Source organism: Bisbaumannia salifodinae (assembly GCF_055388505.1).
Genome location: NZ_AP043781.1, coordinates 3,837,460 through 3,852,314 on the forward strand (window position 1 = coordinate 3,837,460; position 14,855 = coordinate 3,852,314).

Below are 14,855 nucleotides of genomic sequence, written 5' to 3' on the forward strand. Positions count from 1 at the left end.
GCTTGGCCAGGGCCGGCAAGAGGATCGCCACCCGTTCCTTCTAACTGATTACCAGCCGGGTCTGGAGGGGCTCGGCGTTTAGGGGGTATCAAGGGTAGGAGCGAGCGGCCACTGCTCCGACAACCAGATCGAGGTCAGTGTCGAGACCCAGCACTTGGTACAGCCACGCCTGTGGCTGTACCAAGTGCTGGAAACCCCGGGGTGCCCTGTTCTCGATGGTTGCCGTGGCCCCCCGCAACAAGCTGGAGATCGCCGATCCCTCGGTCGCCAGCGAGAAGTGTAGGGTGCATATGTTCGGCTGAATCGAGAATGCCGAACAGTCCTTCCACGGCCTGGGCTTCATCTACCCAGAGCTATCGAAGGGCGAGGGCGGGCAACCCCGGAGTTCGCGGCTTTCGTCTCCTCGATCATCGAGTCGGACACCAAGCCCGACGCCATGACGCCCATACCACCACCCACCATGACAGGCCCGCCGATGCGGGCCCATCATGCAGTCCCTCTCCGGGTCAGAAAGCCTTGGTCAGGGTGACTCTCATCAGGTCACCCTGAGGCCGGGCGCGATTGTCGTACTCGTGGTAGTAGGCCGCGTTGAGGCCGAGCCCCAGCGCCGGCCAGAAGCCCCCCGCCTCGACGCCGATGGCGTGCTGCTCGGCCTTGTCGCCGGGCACCGCCACTCCGCTGTCACGCTCCAGCTGCCAGGCATCGTAGCCCACCAGCCCCAGGGTCAAGCCGTTGTCGAGGCGGTGGCCCAGCCCCCACTCCACCACTAGGCTGTCGCCGGGGGTGATGCCAGCCTCGCTCTGGCTGCCGTGGATCTCGTAGCGCGACAGAGCCGAGAAAGTCCAGCGTCGCTCGTCGTCGAAGTGCCAGGCGCCGCCCAGGGTCAGCATGGTGCTGTCGAAGCCCTTGCCCGGGGAGGCGGGGCGGTCGGCGGCGTGATCACCGGTATCCAACCACTGGCCGGCGGCGAAGACCGCATCCCAGCGCTCGCCATGCCAGCCCAGAATCAAGGGACTCAGGAAGAGATCGCCGACGCCATTTTTGCTATCCCTAGCGCCGACCCCATCGAAGCGCAGCGAGATATCCTGTATCGAGACAATGGCATCCATACCATAATCGGCGCCGAGCAGCCGTGTATCGGTCATCCAGACGAAGCGGTTGGCCAGCGCCGTGACCTCCCCGCCGTTACGGCCGGGAACCGCCTCTCCACGACCATCACGCAGACTGCCGATGTCGTAATGGACCAGATAGCTACGGTAGTAAAGCCCGGGAGGTGGAGTGATGGCACCATTGAGTCCCTCGACGCCGGGGACATAGTGACCATTAGTGGCAAGGGAGGCCGTACTCAGGGCGCAGCCGCCCAAAGCCAGCGTCGCAGCCAACCATTCTTTATACTGCATGAGAAGACCTTTATTATCGTTGTCAACAACCTTCTTAGGTCGGGACTGGGGCCGATGCTAACATGACACCAGTCAGGGTCACGATGTCAGTCGAGCCGGAGTACAGCCTTTATTGCCTTGCCATGCTCACCGTCCTTTACGGCCTCATTGATCCGATCAAACTCATAGAACGTAATCAACTTGTCAAAAGGGAACCGCCCCTGCTTATACAACTCCACCAGCTTAGGAATAAACAAGTCCGGAACAGAGTCACCTTCACAAATCCCTCGAATCTTCCGACCAAGGAGAAGCCCCCAAGTGTCTAGGCTGATCTCACTACCAAAGGCTGGCGCACCGATCATGCCACACTCCCCCATGATCTGTATCGAGTCGACTGCCTGCCGGAGAGCCATCAAATTACCCGAAGTCTCTAGCGAATACTGAGCACCAAGACCGCCAGTGATATCTTTAATCTCCTGCACGGGGTCAGTCTTTGTCGGATCAATAACATGTGTGGCGCCCAACTCAAGCGCCAATTCAAGACGCTCCTCATTGGGATCAACGCAAATACGGATTGCACACCCAGTTACGACTGCACCCAACAGGGCGGATAGCCCCACCGAACCTGCCCCGTAAATTGCGAGCGAGTCACCGGCTTGGGGGCGCAAGGAATTCATCACCGCACCTGCACCAGTCTGCACACCACAGCCTAGTGGCCCCATGAGCTCAAGCGGCACATCAGATGGAATCTTAACCACACTACGCTCCGTGCCAAGTGCGTACGTGGCAAACGACGACTGGCTAAAGAAGGCACCATGAACAACTTCACCTCCCTTGTGCATCGTAGGCGTTCCATCCATACGAGCAAAGCCAAAGTTAGCCTTGAAGAAATCTCGGCAGTACATGGGCTGGCCAGTCATACAGGTGTCACAGTGGCCACAAAAATTGCAGCTCATCACGACATGGTCGCCCGGTTTTAGCTTAGTGACTCGAGAGCCGACCTTCTCTACGATGCCAGCGCCCTCATGGCCGTACACCGCTGGGAAAGGTGCCGGCACGACCTGGTCCCGTGGAAGGGTGTCGGTATGGCAAATGCCACAGCCCTTGATACGGATGAGAACTTCGTCCTCTCGCGGTTCGTCCAGCTCAACTTCTTCAAGGGAGAAATCCCCTCCCTTTTGACGCATTACTGCAGCGGTAATTTTCACGTAGAAACCCCTCTTTTATTATACTTCACCAAAAAATTACCATCATGCCTTCGGCGCATACCAGGCGGGCTTGACATGCCCTTGAACAGTGATGGCCTTTAGATGAGTGTACATATTTAGTGTCTCGCGACAGTACTCGCTTCCGATACCACTCTCCTTGAATCCACCGAATGGCGAGCCGCTGGCAAGGTTGAAGTAGCTATTGATCCAGACATTGCCCGCATCGAGCCTATCCGCCGTCTCCATGGCCATCTTTAGATTTGTTGTATACAGACCCGCGGCCAAACCATAGCGGACATTGTTGGCATCATGAACAAGCTTTTCATAGTCATTCCAACGGATAACCGAGAGAACTGGCCCGAAAATCTCTTCCTGAGCAATAGGTGTATAATTGCTTGTCTCGAACACAGTCGGCTCGAAGAACCAGCCATTCCCGCAACCACTTACCTCGACTCGCCTTCCGCCGGTAACCAGTGAGGCGCAAGCCTTGCCTACATCAATATAAGATTTCACGCGCTTCCCCTGCTCTTCAGAGATCAGGCAACCGAGCAAGGGACCTTCTGATGTCGGGTCGGCAATGCGGATGCGCTTCATACTAGCCACAAGCCTATCCATGAAATCGTCATAGATCGCATCGTGAAGGAACAGCCTTGTACCGGCCAGGCATGATTGGCCATTACAATACATCGATGCGAAGGTAACATTATCTACGATAGCATCCATGTCTTGGGGGGCCACATCGGGAAAAACGATGTTCGGACTCTTCCCCCCCAGCTCGAGGGATACGGGAACAAGGCGGTTGGCACCTGCAGCCGATATGATTCGACCGACTTCGCTGCTACCAGTGAATGCCAGCTTGACCACACCGGGATGTGCGGTCAGGGCAGCACCTGCTTCCTCCCCCCAACCAGGCACGACATTGATTACTCCCGGCGGAAAGATTTTGGCAATGTGCTTGCACAACTCAAGGGTCGATAGCGAGGCATTTTCATCGGGCTTGAGCACTACGGTGTTTCCGGCAGCGACAGCGGGCGCGATCTTCAGTGCTGTCATAATGGCCGGCACGTTCCATGGTATGATCTGCCCACAAACCCCATAGGGTTCTCGCTTGGCAACGAGGTACCCATCTGGAATCGAGCGCCCGAACCCCTCATGGGTGACGATTGCTGAAGCGAAGTACCGATATTGTGCCACGGCGATTTGATAATCGATGCTGGTTTCCCACAAGCCTCGCCCGATATCCAGTGTGTCGATCATTGTCAGGCGGGACTTGTCTTGCTCTAAGGCATCGGCCAGCTTATGTAGATAAGCGGCCCGCTCTTCCGGCTGTAGCCTTTTCCAGGAATGGAAAGCCACTTCTGCAGCCCTAACCGCCTTCTCTACCTCTTTCTTCCCACAGCGGCCGATGGTTGCAAGTTGCTCACCCGTCGCAGCCGCAATAGCCGGAAAACTCCCCCCCTCGATCGGAAGAAACTCATTGTTTATGAAAGCACCATAGGATTCAGAAAGGCCGCTATTAAATCCAGTGACAACAGACATGACATCTCCTTTTATTATCAATCACCCCAATACCAACCAGCACATTACAAAAATCGCTCATGCCAAATACTGGCAGCGCGAACTCTCAGCTAGCGAACCACACCTTAAAAAGGCATCAACACGGCTCAACCTTCAAACCTTTAAATCTCATCCTATGAAACCGACCGGAAGCCCACCATCCAAAAATTGCGCAAAATTAGGGACTACTATCCGGTTCTTGCGGACTTGACAGTTTTACTGGGGAGTTCGCCAAAACGCATCCGGTAATACGATGCGAATCGACCGAGGTGGGAAAAACCATGAAGAATTGCCACTGATGTTATATCAGACTGTGGGTTTTTACGCAGGATGTCTCGGACGGCATCAAGACGCAGGTTACGCAGCCATAGCATCGGAGATGACCCCAGGTGTTCGTGACAGAGTGTGTTGAGCTGTCGCTCCGACATCGCCACCGCCTTGGCGAGATCGGCGAGTGTTACAGGGCAGGTGAGGTGAGTAAGAGCGTACTCGAATAAACGATCCAGCCGTCTTTTCGCTTGCGAATTATCGACAGACCCGCAGGAGTATTCGACCATACTGACTGGCTGCGGCACCATGTCATGGCTCTGCAGCAACAGAAACATGGCCATGCCTTTTTCGATATTTTCGAGCCATGGTGCACAAGAGGAATCATGCTGACTGTAGTCCTCCAGGGCCATGAACATCTGCATGTATACTTCCCATTGCTGGCAGGCCGCCTCGGTCAGAACCAAGCCCGGCATCTGCTTGATCGACCCATAGAGGTGCGTCCTCCCCAATTGTCGAGCCGCGTCACTTAGCACATCGTGCGGCACACGAAGTATTAGTTGCTCACAAGCATTAGAATAGTTTAGCCTGATGCTACTTCTGGGAGAACTGACGATGGCCCGGCCCTGGCGTACCTCTTGCCGCCTACCATCAGCTAATATCTCTATTCCTCCCCTGAGAGAAAAATGAACCAATGAAAAATCGCTATAAACTTCAGGGAATATGCTCACGGCATCGCCGTACCTCAAAGAATAGAGAGAAAGCCGCTGCGCATTGAATTTATACAAACGCGTGTCCACTTCGCCACCCTGCCAGCGCAACCGATGGTCGATCAACTCCCTAGCAATAAGCGAATGTGTCTCTGAACGCTCCTGCGAGCGAAAGACGCAATGATTATATAGCGGGGTCATCTTGAGCACTGGAAACTCCTCTCGACCAGGGATTCCTGTATTCATAGAATAACTGAAGAACGCTGGGCAATGAGGAACGCAGGCCCGCCTGAAAGGATTACACACCGGGTAAAATAGCTCAACGAGGCCTTGGGGCAGAGGTCCGTGTACACCTTGCCAGCGGCTTGTCCCCGGCACCTACGAGGCCGCCGCCCCGCTTGGTCACCAACCTCGGCAAGCTCGGCTGGCTACCGGAAAAGTCCTGTCTCTGTACCGTAAGTGCGGCAGCGCCGAGGCCCAGGTGTGCGAGTTGAAATCAGCACTCGATGAGCACCTCTCCTCGATGGATCGCGGCCACTCGGCTGTCTATGAGGTAACAGCCTGCAGCAATGAGTAGGGCCTGAAACTGGCTCCGACCCGAGCGTCAGGCTGAATACCGGCTTCCGATGACTCAAGATAGCCTATCCTTCCTGCTCTTCATCATCCGCATTTGCGGTGCGGGAAGGGGAGCGGTCCGCCTCGGTGGCGGACCGCTCGACGCTCAGCTATCGTCGTCGCGAACCGAGGACGGATGGCGGCACAGCGGCTTGACCGCGATCTCCATATACGGGAACAGCGGCAGGTTGGAGATGATCTCCTGGAGCTCGGCGTTGTCTTCCACATCGAAGATGCTGACGTTGGCGTAGCTGCCGGCCACCCGCCACAGGTGGCGCCACTTGCCGGCGCGCTGCAGGTCCTGGGCGTAGGCCTTCTCGGTGGCCTTGATCTCGGCGGCCCGCTCGGCGGGCATCTCGGGGGGCAGCTTGACGGTCATTTCCACCTGAAACAGCATGGCTCTCTCCTGGTTAAGTGTGTCTTGCGAAACGGTGATGGCTCACCCACGGACGCCTTACTTGCGTGAGTAGTGGGCCAGCTTGTCTTCGTCGAGGGTGACGCCGAGGCCGGGGCCCGTCGGCAGGTCGGCCCCGAAGTCGTGGAAGTTCAGCGGCTCGGCGACGATATCGTCCTTGAGCAACAGCGGGCCGAACATCTCGGTGCCCCAGGCCATCTCGCCCAGGGTGGCCCAGGCGTGCAAGGAGGCCGCGGTGCCGATGGTGCCCTCCAGCAGGGTGCCGCCATAGAGGCCGATACCGGCGGTCTGGGCCAGCCGGCCCAGCTCGATGGCCCCCAGGGGGCCGCCGGCCTTGGCGATCTTCAGGGCGAAGGCGCCACTGAAGCCGGCGCCGATCAGGTCGAGGCCGTCCCGGGCGTCCTGCACCGCCTCGTCGGCCAGCATGGGCACCCGAAAGCGGTTGGCCAGGCGCACCAGGCCGGCATGCTCGCGGGCCGGGATGGGCTGCTCGATCAGCTCGATCCCGGCCTCCTGCAGGGCATGGATGCCGCGCACCGCGCTGGTCTCGTCCCAGGCCTGGTTGACGTCGACGCGCACGCTGGCGCGATCGCCGAGGGCCGCCTTGATGGCCGCCACATGGGCCACGTCCTGATCGACGCCACGGGCGCCGATCTTGAGCTTGAAGTCGCAGTGCCGACGCTGCTCCAGGCGCAGTTCGGCCTCGTCGATATCCTTCTGGGTATCGCCGCTGGCCAGGGTCCAGAGCACCGGCAGGTGGGTCTGGCGGGCGCCGCCCAGCAGTTCCGCCACCGACAGCCCCAGGCGCTTGCCCTGGGCGTCCAGCAGCGCCGTCTCCAGCGCCGACTTGGCGATCATATTGCCCCGGGCATGGCGATTCAGGCGTGCACGCAATGCATTGACATTGCAGGCCTCCTGGCCGATCAGCAGGGGCGCCAGGTAGGTGTCGATATTGCGCTTGATGCTCTCCGGGCTCTCCGGCCCATAGGCCAGGCCACCGATGGTGGTGCCCTCCCCCAGGCCCTCGATGCCGTCGCTGTCGCGCAGGCGCACGATGACCAGGGTCTGGCAGGCCATGGTGGTCATGGAGAGCTGGTGGGGACGAATGGTCGGCAGATCGACCAGCAGGGTGTCGATGGACTGGATAACGGCGGACATGGCGGGCAGGCACCTCAGGGAATCAGTGGAACATCTTCAGTGTGATTGCCTTTATGCCCCCGGACCAATATCGTTTGGAAACCCTGCCATACCTCAGGAGGTATGATGGAACTGCGCCATCTGCGTCTCTTCTGCCTGGTGGCCGAAGAGCTCAATCTCACCCGGGCGGCCCAGCGGCTGCATATGACCCAGCCGCCGCTGTCCCGGCAGATCAAGGCCCTGGAGGAGGAGCTGGGCAGTCAACTGTTCCGGCGCGGCCCCCAGGGGCTGGCCCTGACCGCCACCGGTCAGGTCTTCTACGAGCATGCCCGGCAGATCCTCGACAAGGTGGAAACCAGCGTCGCCACCATCCGCCGCATGGAGCGCAGCCAGCGCCCGCTGTTCGGCATCGGCTTCGTGCCCTCGGTGTTCTATGGCCAGCTGCCCCTGCTGGCCCGGGAACTACGACAAAAGGATAAGGCGGAGCTGAGCCTGGTGGAACTGACCACGGTGCAGCAGATCCAGGCCCTCAAGGCGGGGCGAATCGATATCGGTTTCGGTCGCCTGCGGGTGGACGACCCGGACGTGGAGCAGCGGGTGCTGTTCGACGAGCCGCTGCTGGCGGCGCTGCCCACGGGCCACCCCCTGGAGGACACCCGGCCCAGCCTGGAGGAACTGGCCCGCTACCCCTTGATCCTCTTTCCGGCGCGTCCCCGCCCCAGCCTGGCGGATATGGTGCAGGGGCTCTTCCACCGCCGCGGCCTCAAGATCCGGGTGGTGCAGGAGACCAACGAGCTGCAGACGGCCCTGGGGCTGGTGGCCTCCAACTTGGGCATCACCTTGGTGCCGGAACAAGTGCGCAACGTGCAGCGTCAGGGCATCGGCTATGTGCCCCTGGCCGACGCCAGCCTGACCACCCCGGTGATCTGCAGCCGCCGCAAGGGCGAAGCGGACACCCCGCTGATGCGCGAGGTGGACGCCATCCTGGCCCGGGTTCAATAGGCCGCCGCAATACTGAGGAAGTCGCCCCTTACGCGCCCAGATAGGCCAGGGCGCCGCTGGCCAGGGCCGCCATGCCGGCCCTGAGGGTCGCCGCCTGCCCCGGGGCATAGTAGGGGGAGTGGGGCATCTCCAGGTGGCGCATCTTCTCGGCCACGCCCTCCCCCGGGGTCTCGTGCCAGCGCGCCTCGGGGGTGGCGCCGATAAACCAGTAGACGCAGGGGATGTCCTCGCCGTCGAAGCCCCCCGCCTCGGCATCGCCGTAGTAGGGGAAGTCCTCGCTGCCGTTGAGCCGCGGCATGGCGAAGAGGCGCTCCTCGCCGAAGTGGTCGGCGTGGGCCCGGCGCACCCGGGCCACCGCCTCGGGGTCGTTATGCAGGGCGATGGTCTGCGAGAGCACCCGGAATTCCGGGGCCCGGGGGGCGCGCCCCGCCTCGCACTCGCAGCGCACGATGCGGCGGATCGACTCCAGTACCCGGGCGTGTAGGGCGTTGTCGAAGCCACGCACATTGATCTCCAATTCCGCCGTATGGGGGATGATATTGCCCTGGGTGCCGGCGTGGAGCTTGCCCACGGTGACCACCACCGTCTCCTCCGGCGGCACCTCCCGGGCGACGATGCTCTGCAGCCGGGTCACCACATGGGCGGCGATCACCACCGGGTCGATGGCCTGAGCCGGCATGGAGCCGTGGCCCCCGGCGCCGTGGATGGTCACCCCCAGGGTGGTGGCGGCGGCCATGGCACTGCCGGCGATATGCCCAACGGTGCCCTCCCGGGCCGGCATATTGTGCTGGCCCAGGACGATATCGGGGCGCGCGAAACGCTTATAGAGGCCATCGTCGAGCATCGCCCGGGCGCCGCCGAAGACCTCCTCGGCGGGCTGACAGACCAGCATCAGGGTGCCCCGCCAGCGCTGGCGCAGTTCGGCCAGCACCGCCCCGGCGCCCACCAGGCAACTGCTGTGCAGGTCATGGCCGCAGGCGTGCATCACCGGCACCGTCCCGCTCTCCGTCTCCGCGGTGCGTGTGCTGGCAAAGTCGAGGCCGGTCTGCTCCTCGATGGGCAGGGCATCCATATCGCCGCGCAGCATCACCGTGGGGCCCTCACCGTTGCGCAGCAGGGCCACCACGCCGGTGCCCCCCACCCCGCGGGTCACCTCGAAACCCAGGCTCTCCAGGGCCTCGGCGAGGCGGGCGGCGGTCTTGTGCTCCTGGAAGGGCAACTCCGGATGCTGGTGCAGCCGGCGGTAGAGGGCCTGGACCTCGGCGAAGGCGTCTTCTACCCGGGCCGCCAGGGCCTCCTTGAGATCGGTTGGCGTGGTCATTATGGCCTCCATGGGGTTCAAGAGTGTTGGGTACGAGAGAGGGCGGCGTCGCCGACGCGACTGGCCCATTGCCAGGCGGCCACCACCAGTACATTGAGCAGCATGGCCCAGACGCCGGCGTGCCAGCCCAGCGGCGAGCCCCAGGCGAACTCCATCCCCAGATAGGCGGCACTGCCCACCAGGGCGCCCGCCATCACGCTGGCGCGACGCAGCCGCGGCATAAAGAGCGCGCCGATCACCATCGGGAAGAGCTGCACGATCAGCCCATAGGCACCGAGCAACAGCAGGACCAGGGAGGCGGGGTTGGCCAGGGCGAACAGGTAGGCGATCAGCGACAGGCCCAGCACGCTCCAGCGGGTGGCGCTGACCACGGTCTGCTCGCTGGCCCCTTTCATCACGGTCGGGCCGGCCACGTCGCGAACCAGCACGATGGCGGCGGTATGCGCCAGGTTGGCGCCGGTGGACATGGCCGCAGCCAGGGCGCCGGAGAGCATCAGGCCGATGACCCAGGGCGAGAAGTCGGCCACCTCCATGACCATGCGCAGCAGCACGGTATCCGAGCGCTCCAGGGGGGCATCGGCGAATACCAGGATGCCGGCGAAGCCGATAAACAGCAGCGGCACCAGCAGGTAGGCGTAGAGCGGATAGAAGACGCTGACCTTGCGCAGGGTCTTGCCGCTGTCCGCGGAGTAGAACTTCATGAAGAGGTGCGGCCACATGGCGCCGCCGAAGGCGCTGACCAGCACCGCGGTGCTGAAGTAGCCCCAGTTCATGCCGGTGGCCCCGGGCAGGATCAAGTACTCCGGCGCCGCCTGCTGGAGCCGAGCGAACATCTCGCCCACGCCGCCATAGAGGCGTTCGGATATGGATAGCCCCAGGAACCAGGCGATGGCGATCATCATGATGCCCTGCACCAGATTGGTCCAGCCGATGCCGTTCAGGCCGCTGCAGAACACATAAGCGGCGACCACCAGGAAGGCCAGCAGGGCGCCGAGCCAGAAGGGTACCAGGCCATCGGTGGCGGCCTGGAAGAGCAGGCCGGCGCCGGCGATCTGGATGGTCAAATAGGGCACCAGGGCCAGCACACCGATCCCCCCGGCGAGGATGCCCAAGGACTTGCTCCGGTAGTGATCGGCGATCATATCGCCCTGGGTCAGGTAACCCCGCTCGCGGCCCAGCGCCGCCACCCGCGGCCCCAGGACCCAGATGGTGATAGGCACCAGGGAGAGGTAGGCGAGGATATAGAAGGCCGGCGCGCCGTGCTGGTAGGACCAGCCCGGGGCTCCCAGGAAGGCGAAGGCGGAGAAGATCTCGGCGCCGAGGATAAAGAACAGGATCACCACGCCCACGTGGCGACCGCCGGCCACATAGCCCTCCAGGCTGGAGCCCTGCTGGCCCCGGGCGCGCAGGCCTACCCAGAGCACGCCGGCGAGATAGGTCAAGGTGATGCCGACGACGATCAGCGAATCAGTCATGGCGGCGCCCTCCGTGACGGATCACGAAGGCCACCCACATGCCGGCGAAGAGCACCAGCATCCACAGGATGTACCAGAAGAACAGGAAGGGAAGGCCGAGCAGCATGGGCTCGATACGGTTGGCGATCAGCGCGCCGGGCCAGATCATCGCCAGGGTGCACAGGGTGAAGTGCAGCCCCACCAGCCAGTGATAGGTCTTGCTCATCGAGAGTCGTCCCGCTCGCCGCGGCGAGTCTTGTTATGGATTGTTCCTTGACTATGGCGCAGGCCAAGAGATAGAAAAAATATCCATATTGGATATCACCCATATCGACCTGATATGGGTTGACCGAGGATGGCCATGGAATTTCGCCAGTTGCACTACTTCGTCGCCGTGGTGGAGGCCGGCTCGGTCTCGGCGGCGAGCCGCCGGGTGCATGTGGCCCAGCCGGCACTGACCCGGCAGATTCGCTTATTGGAGGAGGACCTGGAGACGCGGCTCTTCGAGCGCCATGCGCGAGGCATGCGGCTGACGGTGGCGGGCCAGGCGCTTTACGAGGAGGCTCAGGCGCTGCTCGATCGGCGCACCCGGCTCAGGGCGCGACTGACGGCCCTGGGCCAGGGGGTGGTGGGCAAGGTCAGCCTGGGGGTGACGGTGACTCATCTCTGGGTGCCGGAGGTGGCGGGGCTGCTGCGGCGCTACCGGGATCGCTATCCGCGGGTCGCCTTCGAGGTCTTCCCGCTGCTCTCGGGCCCCCAACTGGAGCGCCTCAGGGAGGGCCGCCTGGATGCCGGCATCCTCTACCTGGACGATGGCGGCCATCCTGGATTGGAGGCCCGGCGGCTGGAGGAGGATCACCTGATCCTGGCGGTGCCGGAGGGCTCCTCCTGGGCCGAGGCCCCGCCGGCGCGCCTGAGCGATCTCGCCGAGGCGGACTTCGTGTGGGGCTTCCGCAGCGCCTCGCCGGTCTACTACGACCGCATGCAGACCCACTTCCAGCGCCTCGGCTTTCATCCCCGGGTGGTGCAGTACGGCGCCGACAATATCGCCATCCTCAGCATGGTGGCCGCGGGGCTGGGCATCGCCATCCTGCCCGCCGCCAGCCGCTGCCACCCCATGCCCGGTATCCGCTTCGTGGAACTCGCGGAGCTGCGGGCCTGCGAGATGCCGCTGTGGTTCGCCTGGCGCGCCGACAACGACGCCCCGGCCCTGCGCAACCTGGTGGCGCTGGTAACTCAGCGCGACTGAATCATCGCCTCCAGGTCCCGGGAGAGGGGGTCGAGCACCTCGGGCCAGCTCAGGTAGGGGGTGGTGCCGTTGCCGTTGACCAGCACCGAGAAGACGCCCCAGCGGCCGCTGGCGGTGCGGAAGTAGCCGGCGGCGGCACGCACCGCGAAGGGCTGGTTGAGGGTGCCGGTCTTGAGCATCACATGGTGCTGGAAGGTGTCGCCGCCGCGGCGGATAAAGCGCATCACCCCGGTGGCCGGCGACTGCAGGCCGCTGACGAAGCTGGGGAAGAGCGCCGGCTGGCGGTACATATGCTCGAGCAGCACATTGACCCCGGCGGCACTGGTGCGATTGGTGGTGGTCAGGCCGCTGCCGCTGTCCAGGGTCAGGGGGCCGTGGTTGGGCAGCGCCTCGGCGAAACCGGCCAGGGCGGCGCCGCCCTCCGGCAGGCGCCGGCTGCCCTCGGCGAGCCCCAGGGTCAGCACATCGGCCATGTAGTTATTGGAGTAGTGCATCACCCCCAGCAGCAGCTCGTGCAGGGAGCGCCCCTCCACCGCGACCAGTTCCCGAGCCTCGGCCGGCGGTGCGCTCTCGGTGACCACCGGGGCCCCGGTCAGGGTGATCCCCGCCTGGGCCAGCAGGGCCCCCAGGGTCTGGGCGGTCTGCAGGGCGGGATCGGCGCTGGCCCGATGTACCTGGCGGGGTCCGCTGTCGGCGGCGATGCGCCCGCGCAGGATCAGTTGCTCGCTGCCCGCCTCCCCGGCCCGCTCGACGCTGAACTCGGTGCCACCGCCGGCGGCCACGGTATCGATACGATTATCCAGGGGCACCAGGGGCTCGGCGGTATCGCAGCTCAGCGCCCGGGCCGTCTCCCCAACCCGCCCCGGGCGGATCGACAGGCACCAGCTGCCGTGATTGACCCCCGCCGCGGAGAGCTGCGCACTGTAGGCATTGGCGGCGCGTCGGCGGGCCTGGCAGCGGTCGGTGGTGACGCACTCCACCGGACCGAAGCGCCATTGGCTGACCTCGAGCCCGCCCTCGATGGCAGTGATCCCCCGCTGGCGCAGGCCCTGCACCAGCTTCCACAGGTCCTCGGCCACCAGGCCCGGATCGCCGCTCCCCTCGAGGATCAGGTCGCCCCGCAGGACGCCGTGCTCATCCAGGGTGCCGGTGGTCACCAGTCGCGTCGTGAAGCGGTGCTGGGGCCCCCACTCGCTGAGGGCCGCCGCCGCGAGGTAGGCCTTGGAGACCGAGGCCGGCGACAGTTGGCGACGCGGTTCGATCTCGCCGAGCAGCTCGCCGGGGGCGGCGCCATCCCCCAGCAGGCGCGCCTCGGCGCCCACGGCGAAGCCCCGCTCCACCAGGCCGACCAGATGGGTAAAGCCTTCCGCCAGGGCCGGCAGGGGCAGCAGAAACGCGCAGAACAGGACAAGGAGACGCAGCATAAGGGAGTGTCCGCGAAGATCGGATTTAGTGGGGCGAGATCTGTGAAAAGGCCTGGATCACCACCACCCCGGCGACGATCAGCAGGATCCCCAGGATGGCGGGCAGGTCGGGTTTCTGGCCGTAGACCAGCATGGCCACCAGGGTCACCAGGACGATGCCCAGGCCGGCCCAGAAGGCGTAGGCGATACCCACCGGCAGGGTGCGCAGCACCAGGGTCAGCAGATAGAAGGCGCTGGCATAGCCGCCCACCACGATCAGGCTGGGGCCCAGGCGGGTAAACTCCTGGGAGGCCTTGAGGGCGCTGGTGGCGGCCACTTCGGCGATGATCGCCAGGGCCAGATAGAGGTAGGCCATGGGAAGACTCCTTGTCACGGCGGTGCCCGGATCGGCGGCCCATTCTAGCCGAGCCGGGGACGGGCGTCAGGGCCGGGGCATCAGCCCGGGATCATGGGGCAGCTCGGCCACCAGCCGCCACAGGGCCTGGCCGCTGAGGTGATACTTGCGCTCGAAGGGAGTCAGGTAGGCCTCCCCGTCGGGCCGATAGGCCGCCACCTCGGCGGTGATGCCGGTGGCCTGGCCCAGAGCCAGGGCGAACTCCTCCGCATAGAGCCGCCAGTTGGAGCGCAGCTCCAGGCGCCCGCCCAGCCCCAGCAGGGCCGGCAGCACCGGATGGCCCTGCCAGCGCAGCTTGAGGTGGGCCGCCTTGGGATAGGGGTTGGGGTAGAGCAGGTAGTGGCGCTCGGGGCGCCAGCCCGCGTCCAGGGCCAGGCGCCAGAAATCCACCAGGTCGGCGCGCACCAGCCGGGCATTGGCGGGAAGCTCGCCATGCTCTCGGCTCAGGCGACTCTCGCTGCGATCGACCCCGATCAGTGCGTGGTCGGGGAAGCGCCGCGCCAGTTCGCGGGTGGACAGGCCCACCCCGCAGCCCGAGTCGAGGATCAGCGGCTTGTGCTGGTCGGCGAGCCAGGCCTGGGCCGCGGCGAAGGCGGCCCGGGTATGCTCGGCCACCGGCTTGCGCAGCGGGTGCGTCAGGGCCCGCGCCACGCGGCGCGCCAGATCCTCATGGGGCCCCGTCTGATTGGAAACGATAACGCGGGAGTTGGCATCCATGGCATC

At 63.8% G+C, this 14,855-nt stretch carries 14 protein-coding genes and 1 pseudogene; 3 read left to right on the forward strand and 12 right to left on the reverse strand.

The genetic code is table 11. The annotated features are described in order from the left end of the window. Positions 1–506: 506 nt before the first annotated feature. From ACZ5EF_RS17910 to ACZ5EF_RS17925, 4 genes are all read right to left on the reverse strand, one after another. On the reverse strand, positions 507–1,400 hold the full coding sequence (locus tag ACZ5EF_RS17910; RefSeq protein WP_346063691.1) for a SphA family protein: 894 nt from the start codon (positions 1,398–1,400) through the stop codon (positions 507–509). Between the two features lie 86 nt (positions 1,401–1,486). After that, on the reverse strand, positions 1,487–2,587 hold the full coding sequence (locus tag ACZ5EF_RS17915; protein WP_346063690.1) for an NAD(P)-dependent alcohol dehydrogenase: 1,101 nt from the start codon (positions 2,585–2,587) through the stop codon (positions 1,487–1,489). 42 nt (positions 2,588–2,629) lie between these two features. Further along, positions 2,630–4,126, reverse strand: a complete 1,497-nt coding sequence (locus tag ACZ5EF_RS17920; protein WP_346063689.1) for an aldehyde dehydrogenase family protein — start codon at positions 4,124–4,126, stop codon at positions 2,630–2,632. A 206-nt stretch (positions 4,127–4,332) separates the two neighbouring features. Continuing rightward, on the reverse strand, positions 4,333–5,322 hold the full coding sequence (locus ACZ5EF_RS17925; RefSeq protein WP_346063713.1) for an AraC family transcriptional regulator: 990 nt from the start codon (positions 5,320–5,322) through the stop codon (positions 4,333–4,335). Positions 5,323–5,519: 197 nt separating this feature from the next. Here ACZ5EF_RS17925 and ACZ5EF_RS17930 point away from each other — a divergent pair. Next, positions 5,520–5,683: pseudogene (locus ACZ5EF_RS17930) on the forward strand (IS1380 family transposase); the annotation flags it as partial. 159 nt (positions 5,684–5,842) lie between these two features. On the opposite strand, the gene catC reads toward ACZ5EF_RS17930, so the two are convergent. Both catC and ACZ5EF_RS17940 read right to left on the reverse strand, forming a co-directional pair. After that, on the reverse strand, positions 5,843–6,133 hold the full coding sequence (gene catC, locus ACZ5EF_RS17935; protein WP_346063688.1) for a muconolactone Delta-isomerase: 291 nt from the start codon (positions 6,131–6,133) through the stop codon (positions 5,843–5,845). A 57-nt stretch (positions 6,134–6,190) separates the two neighbouring features. Beyond that, positions 6,191–7,309, reverse strand: a complete 1,119-nt coding sequence (locus tag ACZ5EF_RS17940; protein ID WP_346063687.1) for a muconate/chloromuconate family cycloisomerase — start codon at positions 7,307–7,309, stop codon at positions 6,191–6,193. A gap of 105 nt (positions 7,310–7,414) precedes the next feature. On the opposite strand from ACZ5EF_RS17940, the gene ACZ5EF_RS17945 reads away from it, so the two are divergent. Further along, complete coding sequence (locus ACZ5EF_RS17945) at positions 7,415–8,290, forward strand: LysR family transcriptional regulator (protein WP_346063686.1); 876 nt, start codon at positions 7,415–7,417, stop codon at positions 8,288–8,290. Positions 8,291–8,318: 28 nt separating this feature from the next. On the opposite strand, the gene ACZ5EF_RS17950 is transcribed toward ACZ5EF_RS17945, so the two are convergent. Genes ACZ5EF_RS17950 through ACZ5EF_RS17960 form a run of 3 tightly spaced genes read right to left on the reverse strand, consistent with a single transcriptional unit; the run spans position 8,319 to position 11,291 of the window. Further along, positions 8,319–9,611 carry an amidohydrolase gene (locus ACZ5EF_RS17950; protein WP_346063685.1) on the reverse strand — a complete coding sequence of 431 codons (1,293 nt, stop codon included), beginning with the start codon at positions 9,609–9,611 and terminating at the stop codon, positions 8,319–8,321. 17 nt (positions 9,612–9,628) lie between these two features. Beyond that, the gene (locus ACZ5EF_RS17955) at positions 9,629–11,086 is read right to left on the reverse strand and encodes a sodium:solute symporter family protein (RefSeq protein ID WP_346063684.1); all 1,458 of its coding nucleotides are present in this window, start codon (positions 11,084–11,086) and stop codon (positions 9,629–9,631) included. Continuing rightward, on the reverse strand, positions 11,079–11,291 hold the full coding sequence (locus ACZ5EF_RS17960) for a hypothetical protein (protein ID WP_346063683.1): 213 nt from the start codon (positions 11,289–11,291) through the stop codon (positions 11,079–11,081). The genes ACZ5EF_RS17955 and ACZ5EF_RS17960 overlap by 8 nt, the downstream gene beginning before the upstream one ends. A 135-nt stretch (positions 11,292–11,426) precedes the next feature. Between ACZ5EF_RS17960 and ACZ5EF_RS17965 the strand changes: the two genes are divergently transcribed. Beyond that, positions 11,427–12,314, forward strand: a complete 888-nt coding sequence (locus tag ACZ5EF_RS17965) for a LysR family transcriptional regulator (RefSeq protein ID WP_346063682.1) — start codon at positions 11,427–11,429, stop codon at positions 12,312–12,314. On the opposite strand, the gene dacB is transcribed toward ACZ5EF_RS17965, so the two are convergent. The 3 genes from dacB to trmB form a co-directional block, all read right to left on the reverse strand. Beyond that, positions 12,302–13,738, reverse strand: coding sequence for a D-alanyl-D-alanine carboxypeptidase/D-alanyl-D-alanine endopeptidase (gene dacB, locus ACZ5EF_RS17970; protein ID WP_346063681.1), 1,437 nt, complete (start codon positions 13,736–13,738; stop codon positions 12,302–12,304). The genes ACZ5EF_RS17965 and dacB overlap by 13 nt on opposite strands. A 25-nt stretch (positions 13,739–13,763) precedes the next feature. Beyond that, entirely contained in the window at positions 13,764–14,093 is a 330-nt protein-coding gene (locus ACZ5EF_RS17975; RefSeq protein WP_346063680.1) for a DMT family transporter, read from the reverse strand. Positions 14,094–14,159: 66 nt separating this feature from the next. Further along, a complete protein-coding gene (trmB, locus tag ACZ5EF_RS17980; RefSeq protein ID WP_346063712.1) occupies positions 14,160–14,849 on the reverse strand; it encodes a tRNA (guanine(46)-N(7))-methyltransferase TrmB in 690 nt (229 codons plus the stop codon). Positions 14,850–14,855 lie beyond the last annotated feature (6 nt).

Bases quoted from the DNA above. Each gene is read 5' to 3' on its own strand.
- ACZ5EF_RS17910 (WP_346063691.1), bottom strand. From the start codon at position 1,400: ATGCAGTATAAAGAATGGTTGGCTGCGACGCTGGCTTTGGGCGGCTGC.
- ACZ5EF_RS17920 (WP_346063689.1), bottom strand. From the start codon at position 4,126: ATGTCTGTTGTCACTGGATTTAATAGCGGCCTTTCTGAATCCTATGGT.
- ACZ5EF_RS17925 (WP_346063713.1), bottom strand. From the start codon at position 5,322: ATGACCCCGCTATATAATCATTGCGTCTTTCGCTCGCAGGAGCGTTCA.
- catC (WP_346063688.1), bottom strand. From the start codon at position 6,133: ATGCTGTTTCAGGTGGAAATGACCGTCAAGCTGCCCCCCGAGATGCCC.
- ACZ5EF_RS17940 (WP_346063687.1), bottom strand. From the start codon at position 7,309: ATGTCCGCCGTTATCCAGTCCATCGACACCCTGCTGGTCGATCTGCCG.
- ACZ5EF_RS17945 (WP_346063686.1), top strand. From the start codon at position 7,415: ATGGAACTGCGCCATCTGCGTCTCTTCTGCCTGGTGGCCGAAGAGCTC.
- ACZ5EF_RS17950 (WP_346063685.1), bottom strand. From the start codon at position 9,611: ATGACCACGCCAACCGATCTCAAGGAGGCCCTGGCGGCCCGGGTAGAA.
- ACZ5EF_RS17955 (WP_346063684.1), bottom strand. From the start codon at position 11,086: ATGACTGATTCGCTGATCGTCGTCGGCATCACCTTGACCTATCTCGCC.
- ACZ5EF_RS17960 (WP_346063683.1), bottom strand. From the start codon at position 11,291: ATGAGCAAGACCTATCACTGGCTGGTGGGGCTGCACTTCACCCTGTGC.
- ACZ5EF_RS17965 (WP_346063682.1), top strand. From the start codon at position 11,427: ATGGAATTTCGCCAGTTGCACTACTTCGTCGCCGTGGTGGAGGCCGGC.
- dacB (WP_346063681.1), bottom strand. From the start codon at position 13,738: ATGCTGCGTCTCCTTGTCCTGTTCTGCGCGTTTCTGCTGCCCCTGCCG.
- ACZ5EF_RS17975 (WP_346063680.1), bottom strand. From the start codon at position 14,093: ATGGCCTACCTCTATCTGGCCCTGGCGATCATCGCCGAAGTGGCCGCC.
- trmB (WP_346063712.1), bottom strand. From the start codon at position 14,849: ATGGATGCCAACTCCCGCGTTATCGTTTCCAATCAGACGGGGCCCCAT.